Genomic DNA, 13758 nt, shown 5'->3' with positions numbered 1-13758 from the left:
ATCACAAAAGAATACATTCAGCTTTAAATTATGATACACCTATGTTATACTTTAAGAAATTAAGGAATACTTAAATGCAATATGTCTGGCTCCTGTGCATTTTAAAAAAATAAAGTATTATCAATTATTTGATAATACTTTATTAACTTCAACAAATTATTATAATTTGAAATAACTTACAACATCTATCAATTTCTGAGCTTCACTGCTTAAAGTTATGCTGGCTTCTTTTGACTCTTCAACCAAGCTAGCATTTTCCTGCGTGCTTGCATCCATTCTCAATACTGCCTGATTAACCTGATCAACACCGCTTTGCTGTTCAACTGCTGTTGTAGAAATATCCTGCATTATATTAGCTGTATTTTCTATTTTATCTTTAATATCAATAAATATCTCCTGAGATTTTCTTGCTGCTTCTGTTGCCACTCTTATTTTCTCATCTGAATCGGCTATTAAAGAAGTAATATCTTTAACAGATGTTTGAGTATTCTGTGCCAAAGTTCTAACTTCAGAAGCTACAACAGAGAAACCTCTGCCCTGCTCTCCGGCACGAGCTGCTTCAACTGATGCATTAAGTGCTAATATATTAGTTTGAAAAGCAATATCTTCTATTAACTTTGTTATATGAGTTATCTTTCTGCTTGCTTCATAAACATCTTCCATACTTTTTGTTGTGCTGTCTATTATAAATCCTGCTTCCTCTACTGATCTTTTTGAATCATTCATCATATTATTTCCTATAACAGATTTTTCTGCAGAATTTTTTATTGTAGAAGCCATTTGCTCCATAGAACTAGCTGTCTGCTCTAACGATGATGATTGAGATTGAGTTCTCAAAGCCAAATCATTATTTCCGCTTTCTAATTCTTTTGAAGTTAATTCTATATTGTTTGAAGAATCTATTATATTTTCAATTATATTTTTTAATTTTTTTATTGTATTATCAAATCCGTTTGCTATTATTCCAAATTCATGATTTTTATATTTACTGCTCAAAAATTTAGTTGGTGCTGATACTGTAAGATCTCCGTTTCCAAGTCTATTTAAATCACTTGCTAATCTTGCTAAAACTTTTGATATATGAACATGAACATATCTTACTACTATAAATGAAGTAAAAATAAGAAGTAATACACTTAAAACAACAGTTATTTTTATAAGAGTATTTCTGTCAGAATAAAATTCGCTGTCAAGCATAGTAACACACATTATCCAATCTATATTATCAAGCCTTGAAAAAGCCATTACTTTTTTGCCGTCATCTTCATAATGCAAAGTGCCTTTTCTTTCAGTAGAAGCAGCAGCTAAAGCATTCCTTGAACCTTCTGATACGGTGTTAATCTTTTGAACATCTTTATGTGCCACCCTTTTTCCGTCCTCATCTACTACATAAATATTGCCGGTTTTTCCTATAGTTATTTCAGAAAAATATTTTTTTGCAAAATTATCCCATTTTAATTCTGCTGCCAAAACTCCTGCAGGTTTTCCTGTGTAATCAACTACCCCTGATAATACAGTAATAACATACTCATCATTTGTAGGAGACATTTCTATTTCATCTGCTATAGAATATTTATATCCGCTTTCTATTAAACGATTCCATAAACCTCTATTTGCTATGTCGCTTCCTATAGTATTTTCTGATGTGGAAGTTACAACTTTTCCGTTTAAATCAAATAAAGAAAAAGAAGCAAAATGATCCCCCAACTCTCCCAATAACTCTATTAACTCACTTTCTGCTATAGTTAAATTAAGATCATTAGGATTTTTAAAATAGTCCAAAAACTCTGATTCTTTTGCTATAACAGAAGTTAAATCCCTTTGATCATTTAACCATACAGAAACTAAATCCCTATATCCGTCTGCTGTTTCCATAAACCCTCTTAAAGCTGTCTTCTCTATAAATACAGAAGAAGCTGATATTATTACTATCATAAGTATAATAAGCATTACAGCTACAGACGATATAATAGTAAAAGGCATTCTAAATTTTAAAGTTTGCATAAATTTCATAAATAACTCCATAAACTCAATCATTATAGTAATAGTATATTATAAAAATTGAAAAAAGTCTATATTTACGTAAATATTTTTTACTAAAATTTATAAAAAATATATATTTTTTACATAAATAGTAAATATTAGGTAAATATTTTATATATTTGTAAATTAAATTTATATGATAGTTTTATGATTTTTTCTTTGACAAAATCATCATAATTGTTTATCATAATAACATAATAAATATAAGGATTAAGTATGTATAATATATCCCAATTAAAAGAACTATTAAAAGAAAAAAAAATGCATGAAAAATTTTCATTGATATACGGAGGAGATGAAAACAGCATATCTGAAGCCTATAATAGACTAGAAGAAACAATAAAACATTTTGAAAATATAGATAAAAGTGAAGAAATACATTTATTTAGTGCATCTGGAAGAACAGAGTTATCAGGCAATCATACTGATCATAATAATGGATGCGTACTGACAGCATCTATAAATTTGGATAAACTCGCTGTAGTTTCAAAAAGAGATGACAATAAAATAGTGGTTTATACTGACTATTCAAATAATCCTGATATTATAGATATTAATAATTTAGAAATAAATAAAGATGAATACGGAAAATCAAATGCTTTAAGCAGAGGTGTTTGTGCTGGAATAAAAAAAGAAGGATATAATATTGGAGGCTGTACAATATCATTAAACAATAAAGTACTTATAGGAAGCGGATTAAGCAGTTCTGCTAGTTTTGAATCTTTAATTGGTGAAATACAAAATGCTTTATATAATGATGATAAGATAAGCAAAGTAGATATAGCTAAAATAGGACAGTATGCTGAAAATATATATTTTGGAAAACCATGCGGACTTATGGATCAAATGGGCTGTTCTGTAGGCGGAATTATGTCTATAGATTTTAAAGACAATAACAACCCTATTATAGAAAAAGTAGAATATGATTTTGAAAGTAAGGGATATGCTCTTATGATAGTAGATGCTAAAGGAGATCATAGTTCTCTTACTAATGAATATGCTGCCATAAGAGAGGAAATGAATGCTATTGCTAATTATTTCGGTAAAAAAGTATGCAGGGAAATAAGTAAAAAAGAATTAATAGATAATGCTTCAAAATTAAGAGAAAAAATCGGTGACAGAGCAGTAATGAGAGCTTATCACTTCATAGAAGAAAATGAAAGAGTGATAAATCAGATAAATGCCCTAAAAAATGATAATATTAATACCTATATAAAACTTATGAATGAATCAGGACTTTCAAGCTTTATGTATTTACAGAATTGCTATTCTGTTACAAGTTCCAAAAACATGGGAGTAGCCTTGGCTATATGTCTTACAAAAGATTTCCTAAAAGGCGAAGGAGCATGCCGTGTACATGGAGGCGGATTTGCTGGTACTATACAGGCTTTAATACCTTTAGAAAGAGCAGAAGAATATAAAAAATATATGAACGCAGTATTTGGAGAAGGAAGTGCTGTAAAAATAAGAGTAAGACAAGCTCCAGTATGCGAAATCTAAAATAATTTATTATAAAATTATAAAAATATATAATAAAAAAATAAAAAGGCATAATATATAATTAATCAAAATTTTAAGTAATTATATATTATGCCTATTTTTTAATTATTATTTAATAAAACTTAACTATCAATCTTCTTTTATTTCCCTAGGAAAATCATATTCTTCTAAAGGAAGAAGTTTAGGTGCTTTTTCTGATATATCTCTAAGTTCTTTAGAATAAAAATATTCTGTACCTGAAATCTTTTTAGATATATATTTTCTAATACTTGATATATAAATAGTAACACCGGGGAAAAATCCTTCCATAGATGTAATACTGCTATGAGATAGTTTTTCAAATTCTGCACTCATTTCATCTCTTCTAACCTCAAGCTGTGCCGTTTCTCTAACAAGGTTTGTAATTCTTTTTAAGATATCTTTTATACCCTCTCTTTTATTTACAGGTATTCTCTCTATAAAAGCTTTAGGATTTTTAAAATATTCTGTACCCAAAAGTGATTTTATCTTGCTTATCTCTTCTTTGTTTGTCTTAACTGTAGAAACTATGTTTTTGAACTCCGCATCAGCCTCAGCATCTCTTCCCACTGTAATAGTAGTTTTAGACTCACTCATAGAACCTATACTTTTTGCCCAAACTCCATTCAAAGCCTTAACATTTCCTCCGATAATAACACCCTTACCTTCAAGTATTATAACTCTGTCATTACAGGCTATTTCAGCATTAACTAGCTGATTAGAGACTAAATCACCTTTACATATTATAGTAGCATTTCTTATAAACTGAGAAGATAATTTACCATTAACATGTATTTTACTGTTAGTTCCTCCTATTATACCGCCTGAAACTATCAAATTTCCTGCACATTCTATTTCAGCATCTTCTATATTTCCTCTTACTAATATATCACCTTCAGTTTTTATAGAAAAACCAGGTGCAACATTATCCTTAATAATAAGAGAACCATTAACCTCTATATTTCCAGTAGATAAGTCTACTTTATCTATTTCAGCAACAGTACTTACAGACAAAGTATTATTGTGATTGCTTAATATACCTCTTATAGCACTTCTAATAGTGATGCCGTCTTCATCTACTTTAACATTTTTTCCTAATTTGTAGCAAGGATCTTCATCGTAATGTGCTTCCATAATAACATCGTATATATCAAGTCCGTCTAAAGAAGGCTTTTCCTCCATAAAATGTGCTATTTGAACATTAGCTTCTATGTTATGTATAAAACCTCTTTCTTTAAAGTCTATAGCACCGTCTTCTGATTCTTTACCTGTATCTATAGTAAAATCATAATCTAATATGACTTTCTGAACGTTTCCGTCTACAGGTTTTCTTCCTTCAACGAATACACACATTACACCTTCATCATATTTCAAATTATAAGCAACCAATTCTGCAACTTTATCATAATCTACCATTAATTTGATAGGTATCTGAGATATTATTGTCTGCACTTCTTCCAAAAGCACCTGTTTTTTCTGCTGTTTTTGAGGCGGAAGAACCATAACACCTCTCCATTTATCAGCAACATTAATAATTGGTATAACTGATACTGATTTTAATTCATCATAAAATACATATCCATGCTCTGTAGATCTGTAATTACCAGTCATTTTATCAAATTTTACATTTTTACCAGCTTTTATTCCTTCGCGTTTAGAAATGGATTTTAATATGGCTTCTCCAGGGTGAACATAATTTTTTAAAAGTTCTTCATACAAATTTTGATCCTTACTATCGATATCCACAATTTGATCATAAATTTCTCTAGTATTAATAGTATTGTCATAATAAAATTCATAATTGTTAGGATCAATTGATAATGTTGGTTTTATAATTTCCTTAGCCATATATTCTCCTTAAAAATCTGCAAAAACTATTCTCATTTCTTACACAAGAAGAGCATAACATCTCCCCTATTAAATAATTTAACATATTTATCAAAAAAAGCTTTAATTATTTTATTAGGCTTCTTTTCTATTGGAATAGAACCCCAAGAAAAATCACTAATAATATTAAAGCCAATACTTTTCATATAATTTGATAATGTAGTCTTTGAAAAAAGCCATAAATGCTGCGGCATAACAGCTCTCCAAGCTCCTTTATACTTTTTGGCAAACATACCATCTGCATTTGGTGTAGTTATTGCCAAATATCCGCCTTTAGCAAGTATTCTGTAAATTTCTTTTAAAGTATCTGCAGGATTTGGTACATGTTCTATAACATGTGAAAAGTGTATAAATGAAAAGTAATCGCTATCAAATCCTACTTCTAGTAAAGGCTTTTCATGAACTACAATACCATAATTTTTTCTTGCATACTCCGCAGATGATGAACATATTTCAATACCCTGAGCATTATAGCCCTTAGTCTTTAAATAGTTAAGCATCATTCCAGTAGCACACCCTATATCAAGTACATTTTTATTGGGAAGTTTGCTTTCTATTTTATCAAAACCAATATCTTTCATAGCAAGCTTCATAAGACCAAAAAAATTTTCCTGATTGGCTACCTCATACTCAAAATAATTATCACTATATATATCATTTATCTCTTCCTGACTTAAAACTGGATATTGATATATAAGTCCGCAATTTAAACATCTGTTGTAGCTTACCAAATCTGTTTTTATATAAACTTCAGATTTGGTACTGCCGCAAAATTCACATTCTTTTCCTTCAGCCATATAACTCTCCGATTATTATATTCGGAAAAAAATGTGCATTCTTTAAATTTAATATAAAAATATCTTATTGCTGATTTTGAGTTTTCTTATTATTAACTGTTAATATTATCTCTGTATTCATACTAACAACATCTTCAGCAGCAGGAATCTGGGAAACTACTATATCGTTTTCATAAAGAGAATCATTTATTTCCACTTTCGGAAGTATAGTAACATTAGTCATAGTGCTTAAAATATCATTTGTAATAATACTGAGTGCTTCTTCATATTTAATGCCAGTAACATCAGGCATTTTTACTAAAGCCTGTTCTGCAACATTAATAACTAAATATACTGTTCTTCCTCTTTTTACCTTAATACCGCCTTTAGGCTCCTGACTTACAACTGTGCCTAATGGATAATTATTGAAATAATGAGTTTGAATATTAAGATTCATACCCTCTTTCTCTAAAGTATTAAAAGCCTGAAATACTTCCTTACCCTGAACATCTGGAAGAACAAAAGATTCGCCTCCTGATTTTACTATAACAAATACAACTATACATACAACTAATATCTGCAAAACAAAAACTATTAAAGCAAAAAGTGTTAATCTTCCAAACACAAGTAATGATTTGGAATCGTTTACTATACCATTTGGTAAAATAATACTTATAAATTTCTTTATATAAAATATTATCTTATTTAAGATATTATTAAATTGTTTATTATCTTTTTTAATCTCCATTTTTTCCGCTTTTTCAATTTTTATTTCAGTTTTTTCCTGTTTTTCTTCAGTATTAGTTTTAACTTCAGGTTTATTTTTTTTTCTGCTCATTTATAATTAACTCCAAGATTATTAAAGAAAATATTCACCTATATTTAATTTATTTCCGCATAAAAATTCTTTTACTGTTTGTCTCTTTTTGCCTTCTCTTTGAAGTTCCTTTATTATATAAATACCATTAAGTGCCTGAATATAAATACCTTCACTATTAACATCAACTATTTTTCCAAAATCACTTTGACATTCTCTATCATATTTATATTCACTCTTAAAAACTCTTATTGATATATCTTTGTAAAAACAATATGCTGTAGGCCATCTTACAAAAGCTCTTGTCATATTATGAAGACTAATAACATCTTTTGAGAAGTCAAGTTTACCGTCTTCTTTTTTTATTTTACTGCAGTAAGTTGCCAAAGAATCATCTTGTTTTATCATGTTAGATAAATATTTATCAACATCTTTAAAAAACTCTTTTAATAAATAAACGCCGCTTTCTTTTATTTTATCATACAAGTCATTAAATTGCCAGTTATCTGCTATATCAACTTCATGCTGAAGTATTATATCTCCTTCATCTAATTTGGCATCCATTTTCTGTAATGTAGTTCCGCTCTTTTCAAATCCGTAAAGAAGTGCATGCTCTACTGGACTTGCTCCTCTAAGTATAGGAAGAAGAGAGCCATGAATATTAAGAGGCATAATTTTAGGAAGTGCTAATGTTCTTTTAGTTAAAATTCTTCCATATGCTACTACTATTAAAAAATCAGGGGCAATATCTGTCAAAGTTCCATAAAATTCATCTTTATTTATACTTTCAGGCTGAAAAAGATTAAGATTATTTTCTAAAGCTATTTCAACAGCGGGCGAATTGATTATATTACCCTTTCTATCCTTCTTTGTATCAATTGGAGCTATTACAGCACTTAAATTGACATTATCTGTTTTCATTAATTGTAAGATACAATCTTTTGTAAAATCGGTTGAACCTGCTACTATAACATTATACATCATCAGATGATTATATATTTTTATTGTTAAAAGTCAAATAAATTAAAAAATAAATTTATATTTATTGCTCAATCACATTAACACCCTTCATATCTGAAAGAAATTGAGTAAATAAAGAAAACGCTATCGGATCTATTTTTATTTTTTCATCTATAAACATAGACTTCATAAACATAACAACTTCTTCAGGATTTTTATTTCTGCTTCCATTCATAAATGTTAAACTATCATATATATCAGCTATCTCGAGCATTTTAGCGGGAAAATATGCTAATGCATCAGCATTAATAATATCTTCTGTTTCAAAAGTCATTAAAAAATCTATTTTGTGCTTTGGATCATTTGCTTTTTTATCAAGAAAATTATTTAATATGCCGCTTCCGTAACCATAGCATTCATGATGAAGACCTGCAATTAAAGCTGACTCATCTTTTTGATTTAATACATATTTAAGAAAATAATATGCTTTTAATGTATGGAAATCCTTAAAATCTCCGTCTTTAATGAACTCATCTGTAGGTATAAAATCCATAATATTAAGCATAGCAACATCATGATAAAAAGCTCCTGAAGCATAATTAACTATCTCTGAAGCAGTAAATTTTCTTATACCAAGTTTATATACTTTTTCTAATTTTTCTATTCCTTTAGAGATATTAAATTTAGTTAAAACAGTCCTATAATACTCCAAGTATTTATCCTGATAATCCTGTCTTAATTTATTACTAAGCCCCTTATTAAAGGTATTATTATAATAATATAAAAACTCTATCATAAGTATACATACTCGGTTACTATGACTTATTATATTGGAATCATTAAGTAAATCCAAATTATCAAAAATATCCCTAAAAACATATTCTTTTTCCAAATAAGTTACTATAGAGTTTATTATGCTGGAAATCATAACCTCTGTTTCTGTATTAATAATATTATTAGAATTTTGTTTAGATGTTTTTATGTATTTAATATATCTTATAAAGTCAAGCCTTGCTATAATACCCAATCCTGTTAACATACGCTCTATGGAAATAGCTATTTCATTTGTTACCTTTTGTGCTTTAGATTCTAGTTTTAATTCATCTGCATAAGGTTTTAGTAAATAGATTCTATTATTTGGTTTTTCTTTTACTATTTTTGATAAAAACGATGAATTAGCAGATTTTAATTTTTCATTTGAAGGCATACAATTTTTATATATATGATAGAAATAATCAGCCTCATTATACTCACTAGCATCAGCACCTTCTACTACTGTATTTTTATTGGTTTTAGGGTTATTCAAATTAAAAAACTTACTTGAAAATGATGATATATAATATTTAGCACCTTTAAGTAATATATTATCTTTTTCTTCTATAAGAAGATTTACAGAAGAACCCGGTACTATAATACTTATACCATTAGAGTTTACGCAAGTTATCTCTATATTCTCATTAACTATTATTTCTTTAAGTTCTAATATTTTATCAAAATTAATTTCATAGTATTTATTCATTGCTTTAAACATAAATACACCTCAAAATTATTATAATTTTATTTTTCCATTTCCTGCAAAATTTCTTCTATATGCTTAAGCTGTCTATCGGCTGTTTTATTATAATCTATCTCTCCAAGTGCTATTTTATACGCTTTATCAATTAAATTATCCATTTCAAGTTTGGCCTTATTTTTCATTACTTTATCAGCCAATTCTTTGGTTAAAGCCCATCTCTCTTTAGCTAAATTATAAAAAAACACTGCATATTCAAAACTTTTCTTTATATCCTCATCAAACTGAGAATTATAAAAATAATAATTTTCTTTATCATAAAGACCTGCAAGATAGATATAATTCTGAGTTATTAGATAATTAAACTGCATATGCATAAGGTCTTTATATCTGGTGTACGCCTCTTCTGTTTCTATAATGGTTAAAGCTCTATTAACAAAATCAAAAGGGGCATTTAAAGCTCTTTCAAGATAATCTACATTTCTAAGCAGATCATATTCGCCATAGTAGGAAGGCAAGGCATAAAGTCTGTAATAATCTTCTGCATAAACTATATATCCGTAGTCTTTTTTCTCTACTATAGTTGATTCTTTCATACCTATTTTCGGATATAGGCTTACACTAAATATAAAAACAAATAATAATATTATTTTCTTCATGATTCGCAGCTTATAATTTAAATTATCACTGCTTTCATTAACGGTATAAATAGTATAATACTTTATAAAATATTTATTACTTCATCTATTAGTAAAACTATCAGTTGGATAATATAATGATTGTAAAACATATAATACCCTATATTTTAAATATCTTTCAACACTTTGAAATACAACTATATCAGGATTTGTAGATAATAAATTGATAAACATATCAGGAGAATCACCAAAACCTATATAAGTTGCACTATAAAAACTTTTTGAAATATAATCAAGCATATTATCAGTGAAAGAATCTCTTAGCATACCTATAGATAACCCATTTATATTATCAGATACTGTACTAATGAAAATTGGAGAATAATTACTAATAATATTATAACTATACTTAGAATAATTTGATAACTCATATTCAACATCTCTGTCATATAAATCTGTTTTTGATAAACTAACCATTGTTGCCAGATTTGGCGTATCCTTTGCTTCTGGTATTTTTTTATAATATATATCATTAATATCCTTATATTCAATATTTATATTTTTCATTAATTCCGAATACCCTATATAAGCACCTAATTTATTCCAATGCGCATCATTTCTATAATATATCAACTCATTATTTTTAAAAGATAGTAATTCTTTCTTTGGATATATGATTTTTATATCCGTATTTGCTCTTAAATAATTTACTAGTTCATCTGTAGAATTATACTCAGGATGCAATCTTTTTATATAAGTTGGCATATATTCGGGATATATTTTATTTTTATCAGGACATATCATTAAAGAAAAATCTATTCCTCTATTTTCTAAAATGTCTTTAACTAACAATAAATTATTTTTAATAGTTATTAGCTCTTCATCTGTATAAGTATAATTCCCAATATAATCCTCTACTAAAGGAGACCATTTTAAAAACAACCAATTATCTCTACCTAATAATAAATCTTTAGATGAAAGATTATGGAAAATTTTAATATCTATAATATTTTTTAATTTTACAAATTCATTTCTAAATGGAATATAATCGGCAAAATAAGTCTCATATTCTTTTGGATATTTATCTATATTTTTAATATCAATGTTGGGTTTAACAGCAAAATTTCTTTTTTCATAATTTGTTTTATCAACATATCTATCAAAAAGTTTATATAAAATTCTAGGTGATATTAAAAAAGTAAAAAATATTAAAATAACTATAATATAGGAATTAATATTTTTTAATTTATTATAAAATATAAGCAATCTATTTTTTAAAAATTGAATACTATCAATTATGAAAAATATTAAAAATAAAATTACATACATTATTAAAGGTAATAATAAAACTGCTAATATATATTTTATACTATTAAATTTTAATTTTATCTTATAGGAAACTATATTTATATCTATAGTATCATCTAATAATATACTTGATGTAAAAATAACATAATCATCACTTTTTAAATATAAATTATCACTAACTTGTTCCAATTTTATATATCGAACATCAGTAACCCCATTTGGAAAAAAGAAAGATAAAAATCTAAAGCCTTTTCTATCTATATTTGTTATTTTAGTAGTTGTTTCACAAATTTTATAATTTGATTTAAGCAAATTATAACTATTCTCTATGTTAATACGTCCATTAGCAGAATCTAAAAAATAATCTATTCTACCTCCTGTACCATATATATTTTTTGCCTCAATTTCTATTTTATATTCCTCTCCTATCGAAGGATCTATTATATAATTATAAGAATATGATGTCCAAACCCCATTTGTATTATAGTAATCATAAATACTAAATCCATTTTCACTAGCCCAAGATTCTCCAGCTTCCGTATTATAAATAGATGGAGGAGTTGTAATATATATATTATACCCATAATTTTTTATATAATCTGGCTTGTTTTTTAATTTCAATGGTTTATCTGAGTATTCATAAATAAAATTAGGAGAAAATAAACCTTTAGATTTTAATTTTGCTCTATATACATATCCTGTCTTACTTGAAGTTATTAACTCATAATCTGTTAAATATCCATTATAATATAAATTTGTACTTATCAATGTAATTAATACTACAAAAATAAAAAATACAATATATATTTTAATTATAACTTTTTTATTTTTAATAAATAAATTATGATAAAAATATATATTATTTTTACATGAGAAATTTAGCATTATTAAATATACAATAAAAAATATAGAAAAAATGAATATTATTTTTTTTAATAAATTATATCTTAATTTTATATTATATTTTACATTTTTTATAGATTGATCATTATCTAGATTTACATATGAAGTTATAATTACTTCATCATTATTTTTTATATAAAGTGCATTAGTTTCTATCTGTTCAATTTTAATATAATTAACACTAAATACACCTTCTGGATAAGTAAAATTAATATGTGGATAATTATTTGTTAAAACATCTTTTATATCAATGGTTCCAGAATATTCATTATACTCTTTGGTAATGTTTTCAGTGTTATGAATATACATACCACTATTTGCTTGATCCAAGTAATAAGTAATACCTCCACTATAAATATTATCAGATACTTTTTTTATTTTTATAGTGGTTTTATATTTTTCTCCAACAGATAAAGGTATTATATAATTATATGTATTCCAACTTGTAGAATTTGATACTGTAAATGTTCCATCTTCGTTATTCCAAGCACTAGCACCTATTGAAATATCATACCAATCAGGCATTCTGTTAATTTCTATGCTGTAACCATAATTTTTAATATAATCAGGCTTATTTTCTAATTTCAATGGTTTATCTGAATATTCATAAATTAGATTAGGTGAAAATAATCCTTTGGATATTAGTTTAGCTTTATATACATACCCTGCTTTACTTTCCGCTATAAGCTCAAAACCTTCTAAACTTCCTATATGACCTACTTTACTTAATAAAATAAATATGATGAAAAAAAAGGAAATTAATATTAGATATATTTCTAATATTAATTTTTTACGCTTATTAAAAAAATTTGTTATATGACTGATTACTTTTTTACTATTTGGATTAATAAAAAATAATATAAAAGCTACTATTAATATTATAAACATATAAAATTTAATATTTAGATTATATTTTATATTATCAATTTTTTCTTCATTTATTTCTTTAGAAGAAAGTAAATTTCCAAAAGGACTTCCTTTTTCTGAAAAAGATATTTCTTTAATAAAATTATTATTTTTTATAACTTCATTAGTATTTAAATAAACTCCATATATATCGCTGTTTCTAAATATTTTGCTGTAATAATTAATTCTAAAATCGTAATTATAATTTCCATTTTCCTGCGATATAAGTTTAAAATCAGATAAATATCCTATTCTGCTAATTTTACCCAACACAAATAAAATTAATATTAATAAGAATAATACAATACAAATATATGCAAATATTTTATTAAACAAACTATTATTTTTCATAAATAAACCTCTTAAAATCTAAAATAAATAAATGGATTATAAGTACCATTAACTAAATACATAATGCATATAAATAGAAGTACAAACTGAATAATACTTTCTAATACATAAACTCTCCTTGAAAATACAGCCTTTTTA

The 13758-nt window shown here is 26.4% G+C and carries 9 protein-coding genes; 1 reads left to right on the top strand and 8 read right to left on the bottom strand.

The window, feature by feature from the left end; all coding sequences use genetic code 11:
• Positions 1 to 159 precede the first annotated feature (159 nt).
• Entirely contained in the window at positions 160 to 2013 is a 1854-nt protein-coding gene (locus Q1X91_RS11480; protein ID WP_300757466.1) for a methyl-accepting chemotaxis protein, read from the bottom strand.
• A gap of 246 nt (positions 2014 to 2259) precedes the next feature.
• On the opposite strand from Q1X91_RS11480, the gene Q1X91_RS11475 reads away from it, so the two are divergent.
• A complete protein-coding gene (locus Q1X91_RS11475; protein ID WP_300757463.1) occupies positions 2260 to 3543 on the top strand; it encodes a galactokinase family protein in 1284 nt (427 codons plus the stop codon).
• A 129-nt stretch (positions 3544 to 3672) separates the two neighbouring features.
• Here the strand turns inward: Q1X91_RS11475 and Q1X91_RS11470 are convergent, their stop codons facing one another.
• From Q1X91_RS11470 to Q1X91_RS11440, 7 genes are all read right to left on the bottom strand, one after another.
• A complete protein-coding gene (locus Q1X91_RS11470) occupies positions 3673 to 5409 on the bottom strand; it encodes a DUF342 domain-containing protein (RefSeq protein WP_300757460.1) in 1737 nt (578 codons plus the stop codon).
• 32 nt (positions 5410 to 5441) lie between these two features.
• A complete protein-coding gene (locus Q1X91_RS11465; RefSeq protein WP_300757458.1) occupies positions 5442 to 6245 on the bottom strand; it encodes a class I SAM-dependent methyltransferase in 804 nt (267 codons plus the stop codon).
• A gap of 64 nt (positions 6246 to 6309) precedes the next feature.
• The gene (locus Q1X91_RS11460; protein ID WP_300757455.1) at positions 6310 to 7062 is read right to left on the bottom strand and encodes a PASTA domain-containing protein; all 753 of its coding nucleotides are present in this window, start codon (positions 7060 to 7062) and stop codon (positions 6310 to 6312) included.
• Positions 7063 to 7083: 21 nt separating this feature from the next.
• On the bottom strand, positions 7084 to 8022 hold the full coding sequence (gene fmt, locus Q1X91_RS11455; protein ID WP_300757469.1) for a methionyl-tRNA formyltransferase: 939 nt from the start codon (positions 8020 to 8022) through the stop codon (positions 7084 to 7086).
• Between the two features lie 61 nt (positions 8023 to 8083).
• Complete coding sequence (locus Q1X91_RS11450; protein WP_300757453.1) at positions 8084 to 9532, bottom strand: hypothetical protein; 1449 nt, start codon at positions 9530 to 9532, stop codon at positions 8084 to 8086.
• A 26-nt stretch (positions 9533 to 9558) separates the two neighbouring features.
• On the bottom strand, positions 9559 to 10173 hold the full coding sequence (locus Q1X91_RS11445) for a hypothetical protein (protein WP_300757450.1): 615 nt from the start codon (positions 10171 to 10173) through the stop codon (positions 9559 to 9561).
• 81 nt (positions 10174 to 10254) lie between these two features.
• Positions 10255 to 13620, bottom strand: a complete 3366-nt coding sequence (locus Q1X91_RS11440; RefSeq protein WP_300757447.1) for a hypothetical protein — start codon at positions 13618 to 13620, stop codon at positions 10255 to 10257.
• Positions 13621 to 13758: the final 138 nt, after the last annotated feature.

It is taken from the genome of uncultured Brachyspira sp., assembly GCF_949287625.1.
Taxonomy (GTDB): Bacteria; Spirochaetota; Brachyspiria; order Brachyspirales; family Brachyspiraceae; genus Brachyspira.
This window is presented reverse-complemented; position numbering and strand designations above follow the sequence as displayed.